Genomic DNA, 23,796 nt, shown 5'->3' with positions numbered 1-23,796 from the left:
CACCCTATAGTCGCACTATGACTGATTGTAAGCGAGCTGTTACATCGTGGACTATTTGCCCTTATTTGCCGAATTAAAAGCGCGGCCGGTGCTGGTTATCGGCGGCGGTGAGATTGCCGCGCGCAAGATAATGTTTCTGCGTCGGGCGGGGGCGAAGGTGCAGGTTGTGGCCGCTGCGCTATCCGATGAGCTTGCTGAACAGGTCGAACGCCAGGAGATCGCGTGGCGCGCGCAGGAGTTTCAGGAACAGCAGATCGACGACGTTTTCCTGGTGATTGCCGCCACCGAAGATGACGCGCTGAACCAGCGGGTTTCCGCCGCGGCGAACGCCCGCTTTCGCCTGGTTAACGTGGTGGATAACCAGCCGCTTTGCTCGGTGGTCTTCCCCTCCATTGTCGATCGCTCGCCGCTGCTGGTGGCGATTTTCTCCGGCGGATCGGCGCCGGTACTGTCGCGGCTGATCCGCGAAAAAATTGAAGCCCTGCTGCCGACCAACCTCGGACGCGTTGCCGAAGCGGCAAGCTACTGGCGGCATCATATTAAAACGCATCTCACCACCACCGCGGCGCGACGTCGTTTCTGGGAGCGCGTTTTCAACGGCCGCTTTGCCAGCCTGATGATTGCCGGAAATAAAGCCGCTGCGGATAAGGCGCTGGAAGATGAGCTTCATCAGCCGGAAAAGCGGTCGGGTGAAATCATACTTGTCGGCGCCGGACCGGGTGATGCCGGACTCCTTACCCTGCGCGGCCTGCAGGCGGTGCAGCGGGCGGACGTGGTGTTTTACGACCATCTGGTGACGCCGGAGATCCGCGAGCTGGTACGCCGCGATGCGGAGATGATCTGCGTTGGTAAACGCGCCAGCGAGCATTCGGTGCCGCAGCATGAGACGAATCGGATGCTGGTCGAGGCGGCGAAAGAGGGCAAAACGGTGGTGCGCCTGAAGGGCGGCGATCCGTTTATTTTCGGCCGCGGCGGCGAGGAGCTGCAGGCGGCAGCGGCGGCGGGGATATCGTTTCAGGTTGTTCCCGGCGTAACCGCAGCAGCGGGCGCGACGGCGTACGCCGGGATCCCGCTGACCCACCGCGATTACGCGCAGAGCGTGACCTTCGTCACCGGCCACTACAAGGCGGACAGCGCGGCGCTCGACTGGGCGCTGCTGGCGCAGAGCCGGCAAACGCTGGCTATCTACATGGGCACGATGAAGGCGGCAGAAATTAGCGCGCAGCTGATCGCCCACGGGCGCGACAGAAACACGCCGGTGGCGGTTATCTCCCGCGGTACGCGCGCCGATCAGCAAACGACGACCGGCACGTTAGAACAACTGGAACACCTGGCGAAAGATGCCCCAATGCCGGCCCTGCTGGTGGTGGGTGAAGTGGTGCAGCTCCATCAGCAGCTCGCCTGGTTTCAACACACAACGAACGCAGAGGGCTTTGACTCTTCTGTGGTCAATCTGGCTTAGGCCCGGTGCAACAGGCCTTATAAGGAACGGTAATGGACCAAAAACGACTCACTCACCTGCGACAACTGGAGGCGGAAAGCATCCATATCATTCGCGAGGTGGCCGCCGAATTTTCAAATCCGGTGATGATGTACTCCATCGGCAAAGATTCCAGCGTGATGCTGCACCTGGCGCGTAAAGCGTTTTATCCGGGAACCCTGCCGTTCCCGCTGCTGCACGTTGATACCGGCTGGAAATTCCGTGAGATGTACGAGTTCCGTGACCGTACCGCGAAGGCCTACGGCTGCGAGCTGCTGGTGCACAAAAACCCGGAAGGGGTGGCGATGGGCATCAACCCGTTTGTCCACGGCAGCGCCAAGCATACCGATATCATGAAGACCGAAGGTCTCAAGCAGGCGCTGAACAAATACGGCTTCGACGCCGCGTTCGGCGGTGCCCGCCGCGATGAAGAAAAGTCTCGCGCCAAAGAGCGTATCTACTCGTTCCGCGACCGCTTCCACCGCTGGGATCCGAAAAACCAGCGCCCGGAGCTATGGCACAACTACAACGGCCAGATTAACAAAGGCGAAAGCATCCGCGTGTTCCCGCTCTCTAACTGGACCGAGCTGGATATCTGGCAGTACATCTATCTGGAAAATATCGAAATCGTACCGCTGTACCTGGCGGCAGAGCGCCCGGTTCTCGAGCGTGACGGCATGCTGATGATGATCGATGACGACCGCATCGACCTGCAGCCGGGTGAGGTTATTAAACAGCAGATGGTGCGTTTTCGTACCCTCGGCTGCTGGCCGCTGACCGGCGCGGTGGAGTCCAACGCGCAAACGCTGCCGGAAATTATTGAAGAGATGCTGGTCTCCACGACCAGCGAACGTCAGGGTCGCATGATTGACCGCGATCAGGCCGGCTCGATGGAGCTGAAGAAACGTCAGGGGTATTTCTAAGGAGCCGCCATGAATACGACAATTGCACAACAAATTGCTGATGAAGGCGGCGTTGAAGCCTACCTGCACGCGCAGCAGAACAAAAGCCTGCTGCGTTTCCTGACCTGCGGCAGCGTCGATGACGGCAAAAGCACGCTGATTGGTCGCCTGCTGCACGATACCCGCCAGATCTATGAAGATCAGCTCTCATCGCTGCACAACGATAGCAAGCGTCACGGAACCCAGGGCGAGAAGCTGGATCTGGCGCTGCTGGTGGATGGCCTGCAGGCGGAGCGCGAGCAGGGCATCACTATCGACGTGGCCTACCGCTATTTCTCTACCGAAAAGCGCAAGTTTATTATTGCCGATACGCCGGGGCACGAGCAGTACACCCGCAATATGGCGACCGGCGCCTCGACCTGCGATCTGGCGATCCTGCTGATTGACGCGCGCAAAGGCGTGCTGGATCAGACCCGTCGTCACAGCTTTATTTCGACGCTGCTGGGGATTAAAAACCTGGTGGTGGCGGTGAATAAAATGGACCTCGTGGCGTTCAGCGAAGAGCGCTTCAATCAGATTCGCGAAGAGTATCTGACCTTTGCCGGGCAGTTGCCTGGCGACCTCGATATTCGCTTCGTGCCGCTTTCCGCCCTGGAAGGGGACAACGTTGCCAGCCAGAGCGACAAGATGGGCTGGTACAGCGGTCCGACGCTGTTGGAAGTGCTGGAAACCGTAGAGATCCATCACCCGGTCGAAAGCCAGCCGCTGCGTTTCCCGGTGCAGTTTGTTAACCGTCCCAACCTCGATTTCCGCGGCTTCTCCGGTACCGTAGCCTCCGGCAAAGTGACGGTCGGCCAGCGTCTGAAGGTGCTGCCGTCGGGCGTGGAATCCAGCGTCGCGCGCATCGTGACCTTTGACGGCGACCTGCTGGAAGCCGGTGCCGGGGAAGCGATCACCATCGTGCTGAAGGATGAGATTGATATCAGCCGCGGCGACCTGCTGGTCGATGCGCAGGTATCCCTGCCGGCCGTGCAGAGCGCCAGCATTGACGTGGTGTGGATGGCTGAACAGGCGCTCTCTCCGGGCCAGAGCTTTGATATCAAAATTGCCGGCAAGAAAACCCGCGCCCGCGTGGACGGCATTCGCTACCAGGTTGATATTAACAATCTGACCCAGCGAGAAGTGGAATCGCTGCCGCTCAACGGCATCGGCCTTGTGGATTTGACCTTTGACGAGCCGCTGGTGCTGGACAAATACCAAAACAACCCGGTGACCGGGGGGCTTATTTTTATCGACCGCCTGTCGAACGTGACCGTCGGTGCCGGCATGGTGCGCGAACCGCAGGAGCACGCTCAGGCGTCCGCTTCGTCGTTCAGCGCGTTTGAGCTGGAGCTGAACCAGCTTATCCGTAAGCATTTCCCGCACTGGGACGCTCGCGATCTGCTGGGAGGCAAGTAATGGCGCAGCATGACGAAAACGTCGTCTGGCATGCCCATCCGGTCACTCAGCAGCAGCGCGAGCAGCGCCACGGCCATCGCGGCGTGGTGCTGTGGTTTACCGGGCTCTCCGGCTCCGGTAAATCGACCGTTGCCGGCGCGCTGGAGGAGGCGCTTCAGCAGGCCGGTGTCAGCACCTATCTGCTGGACGGCGATAACGTTCGCCACGGCCTGTGCAGCGACCTGGGATTTAGCGACGACGATCGCAAAGAGAACATTCGCCGCGTGGGTGAAGTGGCTAAGCTGATGGTTGAGGCCGGACTGGTGGTCCTGACGGCCTTTATCTCCCCGCACCGCGCCGAACGGCAGACGGTGCGCGAGCGGCTGGGGGAAGGGCGCTTTATCGAAGTGTTCGTCGATACGCCGCTGGCCATCTGCGAGGCGCGAGATCCGAAAGGGCTATACAAGAAGGCGCGCGCCGGCGAATTACGCAATTTCACCGGGATTGACTCCGTGTATGAAGCGCCGGAAAAGGCGGAAATTCATCTGGATGGTGAACAATTGGTAACAAATTTGGTGCACCAACTATTAGACCTGCTCAGACAGCGAGATATTATCAGATCCTGAAACGGTGGCGGCACTGAGATGCTGGTCGCCCGGTGAACAGGATTCGATATGCGTAATACCCAGAACCTCAGTATGATTCGTTCAGAACCACCTCCGGTGGCGAATGACGAGACCACCTGGTCTTTGTCAGGCGCCGCCGTGGGATTTATCTCGTGGCTGCTGGCGCTGGGTATCCCCTTCCTCATCTATGGCAGCAACACGCTGTTTTTCCTTCTCTACACCTGGCCGTTCTTCCTTGCACTGATGCCGGTCGCCGTGGTGGTCGGTATTGCGCTGCATTCGCTGTTGAATGGTAAACTCCTCTATAGCTCCTGCGCGACGATTTTGACTATCGGACTGATGTTCGGCCTGCTGTTTCTCTGGCTGCTGGGATAGTCCTTTTGGCGTATGAATCAAGCCTGGGTATCGACGACAAAAATGTGGTACAGTCCCCGCGTTACGCGGCATCGTCCGCGCGTCGGAGTAAAACGCTCGGGCGAGTTATCGGATGATGATGCCGTTTTTCAGGGGGCAGGATGGGTAAATTAACGCTGCTATTATTGGCTTTGCTGGTCTGGCTACAGTACTCGCTGTGGTTCGGCAAAAATGGTCTGCATGACTATAGTCGGGTTAATGACGATGTCTCCGCTCAGCAGGACACTAACGGTAAACTAAAAGCGCGCAACGATCAGCTGTTTGCGGAAATCGACGACCTCAACGGCGGTCAGGAAGCTATCGAAGAACGCGCGCGCAACGAGCTAAGTATGACCCGCCCGGGTGAAACGTTTTATCGTCTGGTCCCGGATGCGTCTAAGCGCAATCAGGGTTCGGCGCAGAATAATCGATAAATAAGCCCAGGATTACGACATGGCAGCCACTTTTCCGGGCGTTTGCGCCGTGGTGCCGGCGGCCGGTTTTGGCCGTCGTATGCAAACGGAATGCCCGAAACAATATCTCTCAATCGGTAACAAAACGATTCTCGAACACGCGGTCGCCGCGCTGCTGACCAACGCCTGCGTCCAGCGCGTGGTGATTGCCGTCAGCCCCGGCGATGTCCGCTTTAGCCAACTGCCGTTGGCTTCCCACCCGCAGATTACCGTCGTTGACGGCGGCAGCGAACGCGCCGACTCCGTTCTTGCTGGCCTGCAGGCGCTGCCCGATGCGCAGTGGGTGCTGGTGCATGACGCCGCGCGCCCGTGCCTGCATCAGGACGATCTCACCCGCCTGCTGGCGCTGCGCGAAACCAGCCGCGTTGGCGGCATCCTGGCGGCACCGGTTCGCGATACCATGAAGCGCGCTGAACCCGGCAAGGTCGCCATTGCCCATACCGTCGATCGCAACGACCTGTGGCATGCGCTGACGCCGCAGTTTTTCCCGCGTGAATTACTCTTTAACTGCCTGACGCGTGCGCTCAACGAAGGCGCAACCATCACCGACGAAGCGTCGGCGCTGGAGTACTGCGGCTTCCATCCCGAACTGGTAGCCGGACGCGCTGATAATATTAAAGTGACGCGCCCGGAAGACCTGGCGCTGGCAGAATTTTACCTTACCCGTTCCCGACACCAGGAGAAGGCTTAATGCGAATTGGACATGGTTTTGACGTACACGCTTTTGGCGGTGAAGGCCCAATCATTATTGGCGGGGTGCGCGTTCCTTACGAGAAGGGGCTGCTGGCCCACTCCGATGGCGACGTGGCGCTGCATGCGCTAACCGATGCCCTGCTGGGCGCGGCGGCGCTGGGGGACATCGGTAAGCTGTTCCCTGACACCGATCCGGCCTTCAAAGGCGCCGACAGCCGCGCGCTGCTGCGCGAAGCCTGGCGCCGGATTAAGGCGAAAGGCTATACCCTCGGCAACGTCGACGTCACCATCATTGCCCAGGCGCCGAAAATGCTGCCGCATATTCCGCAGATGCGCGTTTTCATCGCCGAAGATCTTGGCTGCCATATGGACGACGTCAACGTGAAGGCGACGACCACCGAAAAGCTCGGCTTTACCGGGCGCGGCGAAGGCATTGCCTGTGAAGCGGTGGCGCTGCTGCGTAAGGCGGCGCAATGATCGCCTTCAACGAACTCACCTGGCTGCACGGTAAACCGCAGGGGCAGGGGCTGCTGAAAGCCAGCCCGGAAGACTTCGTGGTGGTAGAAGACCTCGGCTTTGAGCCCGATGGCGAAGGCGAGCACGTGCTGGTGCGGATCCTCAAAAAGGAGTGCAACACGCGCTTTGTTGCGGACGCGCTGGCAAAATTTCTTAAAATCCATGCCCGGGAAGTCAGCTTTGCCGGGCAGAAGGACAAGCACGCGGTAACCGAACAGTGGCTCTGCGCCCGGGTGCCGGGTAAAGAGATGCCTGACCTCAGCAAGTTTCAGCTCGAAGGCTGCCAGGTGCTGGAGTACGCGCGCCATAAGCGCAAGCTGCGCCTTGGGGCGCTGAAGGGCAACCAGTTCACCCTGATCCTGCGCGAAGTCAGCCACCGCGATGATGTCGAGCAGCGCCTGCAGGCCATCGCTGCCGGCGGCGTGCCGAACTATTTTGGCGCGCAGCGTTTTGGAATTGGCGGCAGCAACCTGCTGGGCGCGCTGCGCTGGGCAGAGAGCGGAGCCCCGGTACGCGATCGAAATAAACGCAGTTTTTGGCTCTCGGCGGCGCGTAGCGGCTTGTTTAATCAGCAGGTCAGTATTAGATTAAAAAAAACAGAATTTAATCAGGTTGTTGATGGCGATGCGCTACAATTAGCGGGGCGCGGCAGCTGGTTTGTCGCTGCGCCTGAAGAGCTGGCGGAACTGCAGGGGCGGGTTGATAACCGCGAGCTGCTGATTACCGCTGCGCTGCCGGGTAGCGGCGACTGGGGCAGCCAACGCGATGCGCTGGCCGCCGAGCAGGCGGCGGTGGCCGAAGAGACGCAGCTCCAGGCGCTGCTGGTGCGTGAAAAAGTAGAGGCGGCACGCCGGGCGATGCTGCTCTACCCGCAGCAGATGCGCTGGAACTGGTGGGATGACGTCACCGTTGAACTGCGTTTCTGGCTGCCAGCGGGCAGCTTCGCCACCAGCGTGGTAAGGGAACTTATCAATACAACGGGTGACTATGCGAATATTGCTGAGTAACGATGACGGGATTCATGCGCCGGGCATTCAGACCCTGGCGAAGGCCTTACGGGAATTCGCTGAGGTCCAGGTTGTCGCACCCGATCGTAACCGCAGCGGCGCATCGAACTCCCTGACGCTGGAGTCTTCACTACGTACCTTCACCTTTGACAATGGCGATATCGCCGTCCAGATGGGCACGCCCACGGACTGCGTCTATCTCGGCGTTAACGCCCTGATGCGCCCTCGCCCGGATATCGTGGTCTCCGGTATCAACGCCGGGCCGAATCTTGGCGATGACGTTATCTATTCCGGTACCGTTGCTGCCGCGATGGAAGGCCGCCACCTTGGCTTTCCGGCGCTGGCCGTTTCGCTAAACGGCCATCAGCATTACGCCACCGCGGCGGCCATCACCTGCACCATTCTGCGCGCGCTCAGCCGCGAGCCGCTGCGCACCGGGCGCATTCTCAATATCAACGTCCCCGATCTGCCCCTTGAGCAGATTAAAGGCATCCGCGTGACCCGCTGCGGCAGCCGCCATCCGGCCGATCAGGTTATCCCGCAAAAAGATCCGCGCGGCAATACCCTGTACTGGATTGGCCCGCCGGGCGAGAAGCACGATGCCGGGCCCGATACCGACTTTGCGGCGGTAGATGAAGGCTACGTTTCGGTGACGCCGCTGCACGTTGATTTAACCGCCCACCAGGCCCATGAAGTGGTCACCGACTGGCTCGATCGCGTCGGAGTAGACAGCCAATGGTAAGCAAACGTGTTGAAAGCCTGCTGAATCAGCTCCGCACTCAGGGCATCGTTGACGAGCGCGTGCTCGAAGCGATTTCGCTGGTGCCGCGGGAAAAGTTTGTCGATGAGGCCTTCGAACATAAGGCGTGGGAAAACACCGCGCTGCCGATTGGTCAGGGGCAAACCATTTCGCAGCCCTACATGGTGGCGCGGATGACGGAGCTTCTGACGCTGACGCCGGAGTCACGGGTGCTGGAAATTGGCACCGGCTCGGGCTATCAGACGGCGATCCTGGCGCAACTGGTGCATCACGTCTGTTCGGTCGAGCGTATTAAGAGCCTGCAGTGGCAGGCGAGGCGTCGCCTCAAACAACTTGATTTACATAATGTTTCAACCCGTCATGGCGATGGATGGCAGGGTTGGAAGGCGCGAGCACCTTTTGATGCGATTATCGTCACCGCCGCGCCGCCGGAAATTCCGCCGGCCCTGCTGGCGCAGCTGGATGAAGGTGGCGTGCTGGTTTTACCGGTAGGTGAAGAGCATCAGTTTCTGAAACGGATCCGTCGTCGCGGTAATGAGTTTGTTATTGATACCGTCGAAGCCGTTCGCTTCGTTCCTCTGGTACAAGGGGAGCTGGCGTGAGACCCGGATTATTCCAGGTTTTTTTTGCCTGATTTTAGGCGTAGGGTGGACACATTTTCAGTGTCCTGGCCGGGCGTTGCCCGGTAAGCAAGATATTGGTAGTTAACCTATTCCTGGGGGATAAATGAGCGCGGGAAGCCCAAAATTTACCTTAAGCCGTATTGCGGCACTATCGCTGGTTTCGCTGTGGCTGGCAGGCTGTACAAACACGAATAATCCGCCTGCACCGGTCAGTTCGGCGGGAGGAGCTTCCTCCTCCGGGACCAGCTCCGGGATGCTGATTACCCCGCCGGCTAAAACGGGATCCACCGCCGTGCCTCAGGCGCAGCCGGTTCAGACCCAGCCGACCCAAATTCAGCCGATGGCCCAGCAGCCGGTAGCCCAGCAGCCGGTGCAGACCATGAACGGCAAGATCGTTTATAACCGCAAATATGGCGATATTCCGAAAGGCAGCTATACCGGCGGCAGCAGCTACACCGTCAAACGCGGCGACACGCTGTTCTATATTGCCTGGGTGACAGGCAACGATTTCCGCGACCTTGCTGAGCGTAATAATATCCCGGCACCGTACGGCCTGAACGTCGGCCAGACGCTGCAGGTCGGCAACTCCGCGGGCCAGCCAATCACCGGCGATAACGCCGTTGCTCAGGCCAGCGCTCAGGCAAGCGGAGGTGCGACGGCGGCCGCACATCCTGCACAAAAATCAACCGCAGTGGTTGCGTCGCAACCAACTATTACGTATTCTGAATCCTCAGGTGAACAGAATGCTACTAAGATGTTGCCGAATAATAAGCCAGCAACGACAGTCGTTGCGCCGGTTACGGCTCCAGCTATCAGCAGCAACCAACCGACTGCAAGCAGCACGTCAACCAGTTCGCCGATCTCTTCATGGCGCTGGCCGACTGATGGCAAGGTTATCGAGAACTTTAGCGGCGCCGAGGGCGGTAATAAAGGCATCGACATTGCAGGCAGTAAAGGACAGGCTATCGTCGCGACCGCTGATGGACGCGTCGTCTATGCCGGTAACGCACTGCGCGGTTACGGTAATCTTATTATCATCAAACACAACGATGATTACCTGAGTGCCTACGCTCATAACGATACCATGCTGGTCCGGGAGCAACAGGAAATTAAAGCGGGGCAGAAAATCGCTACCATGGGTAGCACCGGAACCAGCTCGACAAGATTACATTTTGAAATTCGTTACAAGGGGAAATCCGTCAACCCGCTGCAGTATTTACCGCAGCGATAATTTGGCGAAGTACGCATAAGCATAACGTCAGTTAAAAGGCGCCGGGGCGGTCAATGCCGCTCTGCATTGGGGCTAAAAAGCTGTCCTGGCGACGTTTGAATGATATTTAGCGAAGGTGCTTTGCTCAGGGATCACGGGTAGGAGCCATCTTTATGAGTCAGAATACGCTGAAAGTTCATGATTTAAATGAAGACGCGGAATTTGATGAGAACGGAGTTGAGGTTTTCGACGAGAAAGCCTTAGTAGAAGAGGAACCCAGTGATAACGATCTGGCCGAGGAGGATCTCCTGTCGCAAGGCGCAACGCAACGCGTGCTTGATGCGACACAGCTCTATCTTGGTGAGATTGGTTATTCCCCGCTGCTGACGGCTGAAGAAGAGGTCTACTTCGCCCGACGCGCGTTGCGTGGTGATGTCGCTTCACGCCGCCGGATGATAGAAAGTAACCTGCGTCTGGTGGTAAAAATTGCCCGTCGTTATAGCAATCGTGGTCTGGCGCTGCTGGATCTGATTGAAGAGGGCAACCTGGGGCTGATCCGCGCGGTTGAAAAGTTTGACCCGGAACGTGGGTTCCGTTTTTCAACTTATGCAACCTGGTGGATTCGTCAAACGATTGAACGGGCGATTATGAACCAAACCCGTACCATTCGTTTACCTATCCATATTGTTAAAGAGCTGAACGTCTATCTGCGTACCGCGCGCGAGTTGTCCCATAAGCTGGACCACGAGCCGAGTGCGGAAGAGATTGCCGAACAGCTGGATAAGCCGGTTGATGACGTTAGCCGTATGCTGCGTCTGAACGAGCGCATCACCTCGGTGGATACGCCGCTGGGCGGTGATTCGGAAAAAGCGCTGCTGGATATTCTGGCCGATGAAAAAGATAACGGCCCGGAAGACACCACGCAGGACGATGATATGAAACAAAGCATCGTCAAATGGCTGTTCGAACTGAACGCCAAGCAGCGTGAAGTCCTGGCGCGTCGTTTTGGCCTGCTGGGCTATGAAGCCGCTACGCTTGAAGATGTAGGTCGTGAAATTGGCCTGACCCGCGAACGCGTGCGTCAGATCCAGGTTGAAGGCCTGCGCCGCCTGCGGGAAATCCTGCAGGGTCAGGGGCTGAACATCGAAGCGCTATTCCGCGAATAAGACATTTTTCTTAAAAAAGGCCCGATCCTTCGATTGGGCCTTTTCCTTTTCTGGCCTGCCTTACTCTACCCCTGCCAGGTCTCCTGCAGGTGGCGCCACAAAATCCGCTCATCCTCCTGCCTGAACACCACCGTTGACCAGCGCACCGTCGGCGCCTGTCCGGGAAGGGTCTGCGTTTCCCGATAGAGAACCGCCGCGCCGTCGTGCCAGCGGGCAAGCTCTGTGAGGCTATCAATGGCGATGGTCAGGCCCGCGCGGCTGCCGCCGGCCTGCTGGAAAAAATCGCTGACCGTGGGATGGTCCATACGGGCGCCACCGGTGGTGAGCAGCGTAAAATCCGGGGTAAAACGCGCCATTAACGCCTCCGCGCTCCCTTCCTTGCGGCCTAACCAGCTTGCAATAACCACGTGGGCATCAAGAACTTCCTCAAAATATGCGCTCATTTCTTCTCCATTTTGCTATGCAGGCGCAGGACCAGCGCCCGGTTGTCGAATCGCAGGCAGCTCAGCAGGGGGATAAGGGTTACCCCGGCCGCGGTAATAAACACTCCGCGCCATGCCAGCGCGGTGGGGTAGTGGTGGAGCAGGACGCTGAGCAGCGTCGCCAGCAGCGCCGCGCCGGCTAAAAAGCTGAGCTGGCGGTTGATATTCCACAGCGCGCTGGCGTCCGGCAGGTGGTGATTGGCGATATTCAAAAAGGCGCTGCTTTGCGCCGTGCTGCTGCACAGGCTGCCGCCCGCGCCCATCAGGGTGAAGGCGCTTATCAGGGCGATCGCCGGAGTCTGCGGGCCTACGCCGATCAGCAGCAGGATCCCCGCCGTCTGGAGCAGGCATCCGCTGATAATAAACGGCCGGGGGCCGAAGCGATTGTAGTATCTGCCGGTCAGCGTAATCGCCACAAACGATGCCAGCGACCACGGCAGCATCAGCGACCCGACGGCGGAGGGCGACATGCCGGTGAGGGTTTGCAGGTAAAACAGGCCGACGACGTTGATGCCAATAAACGTGCCGGGAACGCAGAGGTAAATCAGCATCGCGAAGCGCAGCAGCGGGTCGGCCAGCAGCGGCAGGTGAAAAAAGCGCCTTGGACGCGTCGCCTTCGCCTCTTTCTCAAGCCAGCAGGCGGCCAGGACAAGCGTCAGAAAAGCGACGGGCAGGCTGGCAAAGAAGACCCAGCGCCAGCTGAAGGTCTGTACCAGCAGCCCGCCAAGAGCCGAAGAGCAGGCGGGCGCCAGCAGCCCGACCAGCATCACCGCGGCGGAGAGCTTTGCCCGCTCGTGGCTCTGAAAGTACTGCCAGGTCATCGCCTGACCAACGGGAATTAATAGTCCGCCGCCCATCCCCTGCAGCGCGCGCCAGAAAATCAGCGCGCTCAGCGAATCCGCCATTCCGGCTCCCAGCGCCGCCGCGCTGAACAGCAGCAGCGACAGCAGAAAAACGCGGCGGGCGCCAAATCGCTGTGCAAGCCAGGCGCTGAAGGGGATCACCAGCGTGAGCCCGGCGATATAGCCGTTGCTGACCCAGGTGAGTTCGCCGACGGAAGCGTTAAGCGCCCGGCTCATGTCGGGAAAGGCAACGCTGGCGATGAACATATTGATTAAGTCGAGAAAAAAACCGAGCAGAAAAACGGTGGCAACCTTGCTGCGATACGTCATGGCGATCTCCGGTAAAGAAGGTCGCTACTCTAAACCCCGACGTCGCGGGGATAAACGCGGCGAAGCGGGATATACTGTCTGATAATTTTTGACAATAAGCTGAATTAGCATGCTGAATCTGCAACGTATGGCGATGTTTGTGGCGGTGGTGGACTGCGGAAGTTTTACCGCGGCCGCGGTCGCTCTGGCCCAGACCAAGGCGGTGGTGAGCTTTAACGTGCGGCAGCTGGAGAGCGAGCTTGGCGTGACGCTGCTTTTACGCTCCACGCGGCGGCTGACCCTGACGGACGCGGGGACGGTGTTCTATCAGCGCGGCGTCGGGCTGCTGCAGGCGGCGGAAAATCTCCAGGATGAGGTGCGGGCCAGCCACGCCGGGTTGAGCGGCGAGCTGCGCATCACCACCACCCCGGAGTACGGGACGCGGGCGATCGTTCCCGCCCTGGCCGAATTTAGCCAGCTGCATCCGGCGCTGCGCGTGCGCCACGTTTCGTCCTCGCACCACGCCGATTTAATCTCCGAACGCTTTGATGTCGCCATTCGTCTCGGGACGCTGGCGGACTCGCGCTACCGCGCGGCGCTGATCTCGCGTTTTGCGATCCTGCCCGTTGCCGCACCCGCGTGGCTGGCGCAGCATCCGCTGACAACCCTTGAACAGCTGGCCCAGGCCGAGTGGATTATTCACGAGCGCCTGCAAACTCCGCTGCGCTGGCAGCTCAGCGGTCGGGACCGCAAGGCTATCGACTTTGAAATTAAAAAGCCCCCGCGGCTGTCGGCGGATAGCGCCAACGCGCTGATGGCCTTCGCCCTGGCCGGCAGCGGCGTGGCGCTGCTGCCGGAGTGGCTGGTGGCCTCAGCGCTGGCTGAGGGGCGTTTGGTTCATCTGCTGCCGGAACTTAGCTTTCCGCCGCAGGGGGTCTATGCGGTCTATCCGGATGCGCGGCACGTGCCGACCCGGGTGCGGGCGTTTATCGATTTTTTACGTCAGCGGGTGGGGTAACATACCGGTTTCTTTGGCTACTTCTTGGGCCACTTCTGCGGTTCACTCCCGGGCACAGCAGTGTCGCCCGGGAGTGACGTTCAGAGGATAAGAGGATTACGCCAGGCTTTTCAGCCGATAGATCCACTCCAGCGCCTGGCGCGGCGTCAGCGTATCGGGGTCAAGATGCTCCAGCGCTTCGAGAGCCGGGGAGGTCTCCTCCGGCGCCGACAGCAGCGACATCTGCGTGCCGTCAACCTGGGTCGCCGCGGCGTTGGGCGAAATGCTCTCCAGCTCGCGCAGCTTCTGGCGCGCGCGCTTGATCACCTCTTTTGGCACCCCCGCCAGCGCCGCCACCGCCAGGCCGTAGCTTTTGCTCGCCGCGCCGTCCTGAACGCTGTGCATAAAGGCGATGGTGTCGCCGTGCTCCAGCGCGTCCAGATGGACGTTAGCCACTCCTTCCATTTTCTCCGGCAACTGGGTGAGCTCGAAGTAGTGGGTGGCAAACAGGGTCAGCGCTTTTATCTTATTTGCCAGGCTCTCGGCGCAGGCCCACGCCAGCGACAGCCCGTCGTAGGTTGAGGTACCGCGGCCAATTTCGTCCATCAGCACCAGGCTGTGCTCGGTGGCGTTATGCAGAATATTGGCGGTTTCGGTCATCTCGACCATAAAGGTTGAGCGTCCGCTTGCCAGATCGTCCGCCGCGCCGACGCGCGTAAAGATGCGGTCGATAGGGCCGATGTCGACCTTTTGCGCCGGAACGTAGCTGCCGATCCAGGCCAGCAGCGCAATCAGCGCGGTCTGGCGCATATAGGTACTTTTACCGCCCATATTCGGACCGGTAATAATCAGCATCCGCCGCTGCGGCGATAGGGTGAGCGGGTTGGCGATGAACGGCTCTTTTAGCACCTGCTCCACCACCGGGTGGCGGCCTTCGACGATGCGGATGCCCGGCTTATCGCTAAAGGTCGGGCAGCAGTAGTTGAGGGTTTCGGCGCGCTCGGCGAGGTTAATCAGCACGTCCAGCTCCGCCAGCGCGCTCGCGCTCTGCAGCAGGTCGGCGAGATGCGGCAGCAGCATATCAAACAGGCGGTCGTAGAGCTGTTTCTCCAGCGCCAGCGCCTTGCCCTTCGAGGTCAGCACCTTATCTTCATACTCCTTGAGCTCAGGAATAATGTAGCGCTCGGCGTTTTTTAGCGTCTGGCGACGGACGTAGTGAATCGGCGCGTGCTGGCTCTGGCCGCGGCTGATCTGGATGTAGTAGCCGTGGACCGCGTTGTAGCCCACTTTCAGCGTATCCAGCCCCAGCCGTTCGCGTTCGCGAACCTCCAGCTTATCGAGGTAGTCCGTGGCGCCATCGGCCAGCGCGCGCCACTCGTCGAGCTCTTCGTTATAGCCCGGGGCAATCACGCCGCCGTCGCGCACCAGCACTGGCGGCGCGTCGATAATAGCCTTTTCCAGCAGCTCGCGCAGCTCGGCGAACTCGCCCATTTTATCGCGCAGCTGCTGCACCGGAGCGCAGGGGACCTCGGCCAGCATGTCGCGCAGCGCCGGCAGCTGCTGGAAGGCGTGGCGCATGCGGGCTAAATCGCGCGGCCGCGCGGTGCGCAGCGCCAGGCGCGCCAGAATACGTTCGAGATCGCCGACCTGACGCAGCACCGGCTGCAGTTCGCTATAGCGCTCCTGCAGGGCGCCGATGGTCTGCTGGCGCTCGATCAGCACCGCGCTGTTGCGGATTGGCATATGCAGCCAGCGCTTAAGCATCCGGCTGCCCATCGGGGTGACGGTGCAGTCGAGCACCGAGGCGAGGGTATTGTCAGTGCCGCCGGCCAGGTTCTGGGTGATCTCAAGGTTACGGCGGGTGGCGGCATCCATGATGATGCTGTCCTGCTCGCGCTCCATGGTAATCGAGCGGATATGCGGCAGGGAGGTACGCTGGGTATCCTTGACGTACTGCAGCAGGCAGCCCGCCGCGCACAGGCCGCGCGGGGCGTTCTCAACCCCGAAGCCCACCAGGTCGCGGGTGCCGAACTGTAAGTTCAGCTGCTGGCGCGCGGTGTCGATTTCAAACTCCCACAGCGGACGGCGGCGCAGGCCGCGGCGGCCTTCAATCAGCGCCGCTTCGGCAAAATCTTCGGCATACAGCAGCTCTGCCGGGTTTGTGCGCTGCAGTTCTGCCGCCATGGTTTCGCGATCGGCCGGCTCGCTGAGACGAAAACGCCCGGAGCTGATATCCAGCGTCGCATAGCCGAAGCCTTTGCTGTCCTGCCAGATGGCGGCCAGCAGATTATCCTGACGCTCCTGCAGCAGCGCTTCATCGCTGATGGTGCCGGGCGTGACGATGCGCACGACTTTCCGTTCGACCGGCCCTTTGGTGGTGGCCGGATCGCCAATCTGCTCGCAAATCGCCACCGACTCGCCCTGATTCACCAGCTTCGCGAGGTAGTTTTCCACCGCATGGTGGGGGATCCCGGCCATCGGGATCGGCTCGCCCGCCGAAGCGCCGCGTTTGGTCAGCGAGATATCAAGCAGCTGCGAGGCGCGCTTAGCGTCGTCATAGAACAGCTCGTAAAAGTCGCCCATGCGGTAGAACAGCAGGATCTCTGGATGCTGCGCTTTCAGCCTCAGATACTGCTGCATCATCGGAGTGTGGGCGTCGAGATTGTCGATTGTACTCATAGAAAGTTATCCAGCTCCCTGGGTTTTAATGGGTTGCGATCTTTTTTGTTTTCGTTGGTATCACATGGGAGAGACATCATAACGGAGATACGACTTTCAGGGAAAGTGACGAAACAAGATGTCGCGATCCGCGTTCCAGTTGCCAAAGCGGAGCGCGCGGACGGCCGCGCGGCTCACGATGGGATTAGGGCGCCAGATAGACCTGCGGAATGGCGTGGTCGGGGTGCTGGCCGGTGCGCACGTCGGCGCCGTACCAGCGGCTGATAATCGGCTGCTGTATCACCTCATGCGGCGTGCCTTCCGCCACCAGCTTTCCCTGATGCATCAGCAGGATATGGTCAGCCCACAGCGCGGCGAGGTTAAGATCGTGCAGCACGATGCAGACGTGCAGCAGGCCGCTGCGGGTCAGGCGTTTCAGCAGGCGCAGCAGATGCTGCTGATAGTAAAGATCCAGCGCCGAGGTTGGCTCATCAAGAAACAGCCAGCCCTGCGGCGCGTCGTCGCGCCACAGCTGGGCGAGACAGCGGGCCAGCTGCACCCGCTGCTGCTCGCCGCCGGAGAGCGAAGGGTAGCGCCTGCCGGCCAGATGATTGCAGCCGGTCTCCGCCATCACCCTGCGCACGGTCTGCAGGTCCGGGGTTTTGCCCCACGGCGAGCGCCCCATGGCGATCACCGTCTCGACGGGCCAGTCGGCGTGCAGCTGGGTGCGCTGCAGCATCACCGCCCGGCGGCGGGAGAGCGCCTCCGGCGTCCAGCTTTCCAGCGGCCGTCCCTCCACGCGCCGTTCGCCGCTGTCGGGGGTTAAAAAGCCGGTCAGCAGGCGGAGCAGGGTCGATTTGCCCGCGCCGTTCGGGCCAATCAGCGCCGTCATTCCGGCCGCGCTCAGCTGGAGAGAAATGTCGTCAATCAGCAGGCGTTGGCCGACGCACAGCGACAGCGAGCGGGCGATATAGCTGTTATCCATTGACCGTCCTCTGCTGGCGGAAAATAAGCCATAAAAACCACGGGGCGCCGAGCATGCTGGTCAGCAGGCCGACCGGCATTTCAGCGGGCGCGGCGACGGTGCGGGCGAGGGTATCGGCGAGGAGCAGTAAAATCGCGCCGGCGAGCAGCGAGCCGGGGACCAGGCCGCGATGGTCCGGCCCCAGCCACATCCGCATCAGATGCGGAACCACCAGGCCAATAAAGCCGATCACCCCGCTGATGGCGACCGATGCCGCCACCAGCAGCGCGCTGCACAGCAGCAGAAGCCGCTGCAGCGCCCGGACGTTGACCCCGAGATAGTGCGCTTCCTCATCGCCAAGCTGCAGCAAATTGAGGCGCGAGGCCATCAGCCATACCGCCGCTGACGCCGGGACCATCAGCGTGGCCGCCACCAGCAGCGTAGACCACTCCGCCTGGCCGAGGCTGCCCATTCCCCACAGGGAAAGCTGACGCAGCTGGGCATCGTTGCTTATCCACGCCAGCGCCCCCACCAGCGCGCTGCACAGCGCGTTGATGGCAATCCCCACCAGCAGCAGGCGCGACAGCGAGCCGTCTCCGGCCCGGCTGAGGATAAAAATCACCACCATCACCGCCATGCTGCCGATAAAGGCCGCCAGCATCGGGGCATACAGCGCCACCAGTACCGGCACCGACAGCGGCAGCACCAGCCAGCAGGCCACCGCCAGCGCCGCACCGCTGCTGATCCCCAGCAGGCCGGGGTCGGCGAGCGGGTTGCGAAACAGCCCCTGCATCACGCAGCCGGAGAGCGCCAGCGCGGCGCCGACCAGCAGCGCCAGCAGCACGCGGGGCAGACGGATCGTCAGCCAGATATGGCGCAGCATCTCATCTCCGGACGGCCACAGGCTGGCGAGCGGCAGACGCATCGCCCCAAGCGTGGTGGCGAACAGCGTCAGCCCAGCCAGCAGCAGCAGCATCAGCCACAGAGTACGGGCGGGAGCGGCACGCATCAGGGCAGCTGCTCCGCTTTCTGCCGCAGCGTGATGACCGCCTGCGGCGTGCGCGGGCCAAACCCGAGCAGCGCCATATCATCGATCACCAGTACCTGCTTATGGCGGCCCGCCGGGGTTTGCGCGAGGCCGGGAAGCTTCCACAGTCCCCCTTCGCCTCCCATGCCCTTGAGCCCGTCGGCAGAAATCACCACCAGGTCCGGCAGGCTAGCGACCACGCCCTCCTGGGACATGCTGCGGTAGTGGTCGAAGCCCTGCATCGCGTTCTGCAGGCCGGCAGCGCGGATCGCCCCGTCGGCCGCGGTCTGCTTCCCGGCGACCAGGGTGTTCATCCCGCCGTGGCTGAGAATAAACAGCACCCGCTTGTTAAGCGGTTGGGTAGGGATCTGCGCGATCTGCTGGTGCACCTTCTGCAGCAGCGCATCGCCCTGCGCCTGTTTACCTAAGGCCGCGGCAATCGTGGCGACCTTGCTATCGATTGACGCCAGGCTGTAGCCCCCCGGCACGTCAACGACCTTCACGCCGCTCTCCTGCACCTTTTTTAGCACCAGCGAAGGCTGGGCCTGGGCGCTGGCCAGCACGAGGGTCGGACGCAGCGAGAGGATCCCTTCGGCGTTGAGCTGGCGCAGATAGCCGACGTCCGGCAGCGACTGGGCCTCAGCGGGCCAGGTGCTGGTGCTATCTTTGGCAACCAGCTGCTGCCGGGCATCGAGGGCGAAAACCACTTCGGTGACGTCGCCGCCGAGAGAGACGATGCGCTCGGCGGCGGCGCTGGCAAACAGCGGCAAGGCCGTCAGCAGTACGAGCCAGCGTTTCATGCGATCTGTCCTTCCGTCGTCAGACGGTCAACCTGGCTGCGCCACTGCTCCTGCTCCGGGTGGCCTTCGCTGCGCTGGCCGAAGAGCTGGGCTATCTGCGTGCCGTCTTTGGCGAACAGCTCGATGCTGGTGACGTGGCCGTCAGAGGTCGGTTTACGGGTCACCCAAACCTCATCAACGCTGTCTTCGCGCAGGTGCAGCGTAAAGGTGCTGTTGAAAATATTGAGCCAGCCGCGCATCGGCAGCAGCTTTTCGAGCGCGCCGGTGAAAATTTGCACGCAGCCGCGGTTGCCAACGAAAATCATAATTTCGTTGCCCTCTTCGCGGACGGCGCCCAGCAGGCGCGGCAGGGCATCGTTTTCGACGCGGCAGGCGAGGTCGTCGCTCACCGCCCGGAAAGCCTGCTGGCGCGACAGGTTATGCTTTCTCAGCAGGCCGAAGAACTGGTGTACGTCGGTCATCGCGCGCCACTCGCTCTCCAGCGCGGCGGCGTCAACGGTGTCGGCATATTTTGCTGCCTCGACCGGACGGATCGCCAGCGGCGTCGGTTCACTCTGGGTGTGCCCGGCAATCAGCGCGTCCCAGGCGGCGATATCGGTTTGTTCGGTGGCGTAGACCTTCAGCAGCGCGTCGCCGTGATGATCGAAAAATTGAATGCTCTGGCGATCGCCGTCGGTCAGGTGGAACGCGCTGGCCCACTGGCTGAGAAACAGGCGCAGGTCGAGGGCCCGCGGGTTGAGCACCAGCCCGGCGTGGCCGTTGAGGTGCTGGTGGGTAAATTCGCCGACCTGCTCGTGGACCGCATATTCGTTGCGGCAAATACACTTCGTTTCACCGGCTGCTTCCAGCGCGGCGAGGATCGCGCGGGCGTCGTCCTGCAGACGCACGGCATCGTAGCCGAGGCGGGCTTCGGTCAGTTCGGCTTCGCTAATCCCCATTTCGGCGGCGATATCGCGGGCGTATTTGGCGGAAGATTGCGCTTTAGTGGTCAGGTAGCGCTGCCACAGCGGGGCATGTTGATGTTGAGCGTCTCGCATAATTCACATCCTTCTCTACGATGAGTATCCCCGGCATCGCGGCCGGGGGCAGGTTTCTTATTATTGGGTCTATCAAAAATCGACGTTCACGCCCAGCTGCCAGGTACGGCCAGGCATCGTCGCCAGCGCTTTATCGTTGGCATCCTGGTTGGTCGATGTCTCGATATTGCGGCTGCTCAGGTAATCCCAGTACTTACGGTCGGTAATGTTGTAAACCCCGCCGTTCAGGCGCACGTTTTTCGCCACCTGCCAGTAAGCGGTCCAGTCGAGCATACCGTAGCCGGGCACGCGCATATATTCGCTGGTGGAGTCGGTGATTGCCGAGCCGGTGTTGGTATAGCTTTCGCGGTTGGTGGTGCTGGCGCGTTTGCCCTTCACAAAGGTCGCGGTCAGCGCGGTACCGTAGACTTTTGCCGGGTCGTCCCAGGCGACGCCGACGATCGCCTTCATTGGCGCGACGCTATCGAGGTCGACGTACTTGTCGCCGTTATAGCTGGACTTCGATTTCCCTTCGCTGTAGCCGTAGGCGAGGGTGGCGCTCAGGCCGTTAACCTCTTCAAACCAGGTGCCGAAGTTAAATTTGGCGCTGATTTCGCCGCCGTAGATATAGGCCTTATCGCGGTTTTCCGCCTGATAAATGGTATAGATATTCGACGGTACGTTAGTGAATTGGTCCGGGTTGCCGGAGCGCGTGTAGCGGCTGTAGGCGATAAAGTTTTTGTAGCTGTTGTAGAACAGGGCGGTGCGCATGGTGATGCCTTCCGTCACTTCGCCCTTCATCCCCCACTCGAAGTTATCGCTGGTTTCGGTTTTCAGATCGGTATTACCGATCAGCGCGTACTGCGCCCGTCCGGCATAGCTGGATCCGAGGTTCCACGAGCCGTACAGCTGGCTGGCGTTCGGGAACTGAGCCCCGCGCTGGTACTGCAGGTAGGTCATCAGGCGCGGAGTCATATCGTACTGCAGGACCAGCGACGGCAGCGCCTGGGTGTCGGAGTTCTTACCGTACAGCGTCGAGACGGCGGAGCCGGTCAGCACGCTGCTGTTGGTGGTCAGGTCCGAGAGGTTCTCCGGCTTGGTCGATTGATGCACGACGCGAATGCCCGGGATCACGGCGAAGTTATGGCTGTCGAGATCGAAGTTAATCTTATCCTGCACGAAGCCGGCGATGATGTAGCCGCGGCTATCCGCTTCCGGCTGCATGATCGCGGTGTAGACGCTCGGCACCGGCGACTGGCTGAACGGACGCTGGGTTTTGGTGGTGCTGGCGTTGAGGCCGCCGCTCAGATCGTGGCGGCCCACGGATTTGGCCAGCGCGGTCTGGAACCCCCAGGTGTCGGTGTCAAAGTTCGAGTTCACGGTCTCCATGGAGAGGGCGGTGCTATCCGGCATATAGGTCCAGTCGTGGGCCTCGGTATGCTGGTAGTAGACCTTAGTCGACACGCTATCGATATAGTCGTTCATTGGCGTCCAGTCGTCTTTCAGGCTCAGCCCCCAGCGGCGCGTCTGGCTGGTCTGGTTGGCGGTGCCGATAACGCTGTTGCCGCTGGAGTCCCAGGCGTCGTAGTGCGTATGGTTGGTTTTATGGTAGTAATCGAAGGTGCCGGTCAGCTTATGCTCGTCATTTGGCTGCCAGATCCCGGAGGTCATAAAGGCGTCGGAGTGCCAGTTGGCCGGATACGAATCGACGGTTCCGCTGTTATTTTCCGTTTCCTGGCCGTCGCGACGGCTGTAGACGAAGATCCCGCGCAGGGTCTCGTCGCCGCCGGCGATGGTGACGCCGTTGTGCCAGCTACGGTCGGCGGAGTCGTAGCCGCTCTGGTAGCCGAAGGCGCTGGTTTTGCCTGGACGCAGGTAGTCATCGGCAGATTTCGGACGGAAAGAGACGTTACCGCCGATGGAGCTGTTGGCCGTTTCGCTGGAGGTGGCGCCGGACTGAATATTGATGCTGCCGTACATGTACGGGTCAATGTAGTCGCGGCCGATACCGAAGGTGTTGAGACCCGCCCGGCTGACGTAGCTGCGTCCGGTGGCGTTTGGCTGGGCGATGCCGTCGACGTCGATCCCGACGCGGTTGCTCTCCATGCCGCGAATGTTGTAGCCGGTGTAGCCGCCGCGGTCGAAGCCGCTTTTACCATTGCCCGAACCGCCGCTGGCGCCGGTGGCGCCAATCAGCGGCTCATAGCGCATGATGGAGCCAAAATCTTTGGCGCCTTTGTCCTGCAGATCCTGAGCGCTAATGGTGTGTTCGCTGCCGGCTTTCAGCTCGGGGGCGGGGGCGGTCACGGTCATCAGCTCCGAGCTATCATCGGATAGCGCATCGCTGGTAAGGTTTTTATTGGTGCTGTCAGCCGCCCCGGCGGAGGTCTGATAAATTGCTGCGAGCAAAGAAGTCACCAGCAGGCTTTTTTTAAACCATGCCGTTGATTGAGTGGGTTTGTACATAGTAGCCACGCCTTGATAATTATTAGTATCGGCTCACGCGTTACTTCCAGATTTGTCGATTCACCCCGTTATTTCCCTGCGCTGGCGAATTCATTCCCTGTGATTTTGCGAATACTAATGATAAGTATTACCATTTGCAACTAATTCATTATATCTCCACATTTTATTCATAAAGTTGATTACAATTCGGCTTAACGATTAACGAACCTGATCATTCAGGTGGAAACTATTGAGGATAACAATGACTAAGCGCGCCATTACCATCACCTACTGCTCCCAGTGCAACTGGATGCTGCGCGCCAGCTGGATGGCGCAGGAGCTGCTGCACACCTTCAGCACCGACATCGGCTCGGTCACGCTGGTGCCGGGAACCGGGGGAATATTCACCATCACCGTCGACGACGTGCAAATCTGGGATCGCAAGCAGGATGAGGGCTTCCCCGACGCGGCGGAGCTCAAGCGTCGGGTACGCGACGTCTGCTTCCCGGAAAAACCGCTGGGACACCTGGATAAACCGGCCTAATCCTCAGGGAGTAACCGGCTGCACCGCGCCGCCTGAAGGTGTATTATACGTGCATCTTTGTTGCCGGGGAGTGGCTATGGCGGGTAAACGTATCGATCGCGAAAAAGAGACCATCAGCAGGATGATTTCGCTCTATCAGCGCCGCTGCCCCGACGCCACGGCCGACGCGGAGCACTATCAGGCGCTCAACGCCTATGCCGATAAGCGGCTGGATAAATGCGTGTTTGGTGAAGAGAAGCCGGCCTGCAAGCAGTGCCCGGTACACTGCTATCAGCCGGGGAAACGCGAAGAGATGAAGCAGATCATGCGCTGGGCGGGGCCGCGAATGCTCTGGCGCCACCCGATATTAACCATCCGTCATCTGATTGATGACCGCCGTCCGGTCCCCGAGCTGCCGGAAAAATACCGGCCTAAAAAATAGCCGGC

Annotated in this window: 24 protein-coding genes; 16 read left to right on the top strand and 8 right to left on the bottom strand. The window is 60.5% G+C overall.

Annotated elements, in window-relative coordinates; translation table 11 throughout:
- Nucleotides 1-55 precede the first annotated feature (55 nt).
- The 13 genes from cysG (at nucleotide 56) to rpoS (ending at nucleotide 11,286) form a co-directional block, all read left to right on the top strand.
- On the top strand, nucleotides 56-1,462 hold the full coding sequence (gene cysG / locus M2416_RS17110) for a siroheme synthase CysG (protein WP_259226269.1): 1,407 nt from the start codon (nucleotides 56-58) through the stop codon (nucleotides 1,460-1,462).
- A gap of 32 nt (nucleotides 1,463-1,494) precedes the next feature.
- On the top strand, nucleotides 1,495-2,403 hold the full coding sequence (gene cysD / locus M2416_RS17105; protein WP_041146949.1) for a sulfate adenylyltransferase subunit CysD: 909 nt from the start codon (nucleotides 1,495-1,497) through the stop codon (nucleotides 2,401-2,403).
- Nucleotides 2,404-2,412: 9 nt separating this feature from the next.
- The gene (gene cysN / locus M2416_RS17100) at nucleotides 2,413-3,840 is read left to right on the top strand and encodes a sulfate adenylyltransferase subunit CysN (protein WP_041146948.1); all 1,428 of its coding nucleotides are present in this window, start codon (nucleotides 2,413-2,415) and stop codon (nucleotides 3,838-3,840) included.
- Entirely contained in the window at nucleotides 3,840-4,445 is a 606-nt protein-coding gene (cysC, locus tag M2416_RS17095; RefSeq protein ID WP_133600386.1) for an adenylyl-sulfate kinase, read from the top strand. Before cysN ends, cysC begins: the two co-directional genes overlap by 1 nt.
- 48 nt (nucleotides 4,446-4,493) lie before the next feature.
- Nucleotides 4,494-4,820: a DUF3561 family protein gene (locus M2416_RS17090; protein ID WP_041146946.1), complete on the top strand. Its 327-nt coding sequence runs from the start codon at nucleotides 4,494-4,496 to the stop codon at nucleotides 4,818-4,820.
- Nucleotides 4,821-4,960: 140 nt separating this feature from the next.
- On the top strand, nucleotides 4,961-5,272 hold the full coding sequence (gene ftsB, locus M2416_RS17085; RefSeq protein WP_045857570.1) for a cell division protein FtsB: 312 nt from the start codon (nucleotides 4,961-4,963) through the stop codon (nucleotides 5,270-5,272).
- 19 nt (nucleotides 5,273-5,291) lie between these two features.
- Nucleotides 5,292-6,002, top strand: coding sequence for a 2-C-methyl-D-erythritol 4-phosphate cytidylyltransferase (ispD, locus tag M2416_RS17080; RefSeq protein WP_115192025.1), 711 nt, complete (start codon nucleotides 5,292-5,294; stop codon nucleotides 6,000-6,002).
- On the top strand, nucleotides 6,002-6,481 hold the full coding sequence (gene ispF / locus M2416_RS17075) for a 2-C-methyl-D-erythritol 2,4-cyclodiphosphate synthase (RefSeq protein WP_259226012.1): 480 nt from the start codon (nucleotides 6,002-6,004) through the stop codon (nucleotides 6,479-6,481). Before ispD ends, ispF begins: the two co-directional genes overlap by 1 nt.
- Nucleotides 6,478-7,527: a tRNA pseudouridine(13) synthase TruD gene (truD, locus tag M2416_RS17070; RefSeq protein ID WP_041146942.1), complete on the top strand. Its 1,050-nt coding sequence runs from the start codon at nucleotides 6,478-6,480 to the stop codon at nucleotides 7,525-7,527. The genes ispF and truD overlap by 4 nt, the downstream gene beginning before the upstream one ends.
- On the top strand, nucleotides 7,508-8,269 hold the full coding sequence (gene surE, locus M2416_RS17065; RefSeq protein ID WP_041146941.1) for a 5'/3'-nucleotidase SurE: 762 nt from the start codon (nucleotides 7,508-7,510) through the stop codon (nucleotides 8,267-8,269). The genes truD and surE overlap by 20 nt, the downstream gene beginning before the upstream one ends.
- Entirely contained in the window at nucleotides 8,263-8,889 is a 627-nt protein-coding gene (locus M2416_RS17060) for a protein-L-isoaspartate(D-aspartate) O-methyltransferase (RefSeq protein WP_041146940.1), read from the top strand. Before surE ends, M2416_RS17060 begins: the two co-directional genes overlap by 7 nt.
- A 124-nt stretch (nucleotides 8,890-9,013) precedes the next feature.
- The gene (gene nlpD / locus M2416_RS17055; RefSeq protein ID WP_041146939.1) at nucleotides 9,014-10,141 is read left to right on the top strand and encodes a murein hydrolase activator NlpD; all 1,128 of its coding nucleotides are present in this window, start codon (nucleotides 9,014-9,016) and stop codon (nucleotides 10,139-10,141) included.
- Between the two features lie 152 nt (nucleotides 10,142-10,293).
- The gene (rpoS, locus tag M2416_RS17050) at nucleotides 10,294-11,286 is read left to right on the top strand and encodes an RNA polymerase sigma factor RpoS (RefSeq protein WP_076946007.1); all 993 of its coding nucleotides are present in this window, start codon (nucleotides 10,294-10,296) and stop codon (nucleotides 11,284-11,286) included.
- A gap of 65 nt (nucleotides 11,287-11,351) precedes the next feature.
- Here the strand turns inward: rpoS and M2416_RS17045 are convergent, their stop codons facing one another.
- Both M2416_RS17045 and M2416_RS17040 read right to left on the bottom strand, forming a co-directional pair.
- Nucleotides 11,352-11,729 (bottom strand): DUF4440 domain-containing protein, encoded by a 378-nt coding sequence (locus tag M2416_RS17045; protein ID WP_076946008.1) that lies wholly within the window; start codon nucleotides 11,727-11,729, stop codon nucleotides 11,352-11,354.
- Nucleotides 11,726-12,940, bottom strand: coding sequence for an MFS transporter (locus M2416_RS17040; RefSeq protein ID WP_259225998.1), 1,215 nt, complete (start codon nucleotides 12,938-12,940; stop codon nucleotides 11,726-11,728). The genes M2416_RS17045 and M2416_RS17040 overlap by 4 nt, the downstream gene beginning before the upstream one ends.
- A gap of 109 nt (nucleotides 12,941-13,049) precedes the next feature.
- Between M2416_RS17040 and M2416_RS17035 the strand changes: the two genes are divergently transcribed.
- Nucleotides 13,050-13,937 (top strand): LysR family transcriptional regulator, encoded by an 888-nt coding sequence (locus M2416_RS17035; RefSeq protein WP_259225993.1) that lies wholly within the window; start codon nucleotides 13,050-13,052, stop codon nucleotides 13,935-13,937.
- A gap of 96 nt (nucleotides 13,938-14,033) precedes the next feature.
- Here M2416_RS17035 and mutS read toward each other — a convergent pair whose 3' ends face one another.
- From mutS to M2416_RS17005, 6 genes are all read right to left on the bottom strand, one after another.
- Entirely contained in the window at nucleotides 14,034-16,595 is a 2,562-nt protein-coding gene (gene mutS / locus M2416_RS17030) for a DNA mismatch repair protein MutS (RefSeq protein ID WP_076946011.1), read from the bottom strand.
- Between the two features lie 184 nt (nucleotides 16,596-16,779).
- Nucleotides 16,780-17,559 carry a heme ABC transporter ATP-binding protein gene (locus tag M2416_RS17025; protein ID WP_259225990.1) on the bottom strand — a complete coding sequence of 260 codons (780 nt, stop codon included), beginning with the start codon at nucleotides 17,557-17,559 and terminating at the stop codon, nucleotides 16,780-16,782.
- Entirely contained in the window at nucleotides 17,552-18,547 is a 996-nt protein-coding gene (locus M2416_RS17020; protein ID WP_076946013.1) for a FecCD family ABC transporter permease, read from the bottom strand. The genes M2416_RS17025 and M2416_RS17020 overlap by 8 nt, the downstream gene beginning before the upstream one ends.
- On the bottom strand, nucleotides 18,547-19,365 hold the full coding sequence (locus M2416_RS17015; protein WP_259225985.1) for a heme/hemin ABC transporter substrate-binding protein: 819 nt from the start codon (nucleotides 19,363-19,365) through the stop codon (nucleotides 18,547-18,549). Before M2416_RS17015 ends, M2416_RS17020 begins: the two co-directional genes overlap by 1 nt.
- Nucleotides 19,362-20,402, bottom strand: a complete 1,041-nt coding sequence (locus tag M2416_RS17010; protein WP_259225984.1) for a hemin-degrading factor — start codon at nucleotides 20,400-20,402, stop codon at nucleotides 19,362-19,364. The genes M2416_RS17015 and M2416_RS17010 overlap by 4 nt, the downstream gene beginning before the upstream one ends.
- A 72-nt stretch (nucleotides 20,403-20,474) precedes the next feature.
- Complete coding sequence (locus M2416_RS17005; RefSeq protein ID WP_259225982.1) at nucleotides 20,475-22,847, bottom strand: TonB-dependent receptor domain-containing protein; 2,373 nt, start codon at nucleotides 22,845-22,847, stop codon at nucleotides 20,475-20,477.
- A gap of 241 nt (nucleotides 22,848-23,088) precedes the next feature.
- Here M2416_RS17005 and M2416_RS17000 point away from each other — a divergent pair, with 241 nt between their 5' ends.
- Together M2416_RS17000 and M2416_RS16995 are read left to right on the top strand one after the other, a co-directional pair.
- Nucleotides 23,089-23,370, top strand: coding sequence for an Rdx family protein (locus tag M2416_RS17000; protein WP_041146923.1), 282 nt, complete (start codon nucleotides 23,089-23,091; stop codon nucleotides 23,368-23,370).
- A 76-nt stretch (nucleotides 23,371-23,446) separates the two neighbouring features.
- Complete coding sequence (locus tag M2416_RS16995) at nucleotides 23,447-23,791, top strand: nitrous oxide-stimulated promoter family protein (protein ID WP_259225979.1); 345 nt, start codon at nucleotides 23,447-23,449, stop codon at nucleotides 23,789-23,791.
- The last annotated feature ends 5 nt before the right edge of the window (nucleotides 23,792-23,796 follow it).

The sequence above is a fragment of the Klebsiella sp. BIGb0132 genome (genome assembly GCF_024810075.1).
Lineage (GTDB): Bacteria > Pseudomonadota > Gammaproteobacteria > Enterobacterales > Enterobacteriaceae > Klebsiella > Klebsiella terrigena.
The sequence above is the reverse complement of the archived record's forward strand: the minus strand, read 5'-3'. Positions and strand labels throughout refer to the sequence as shown.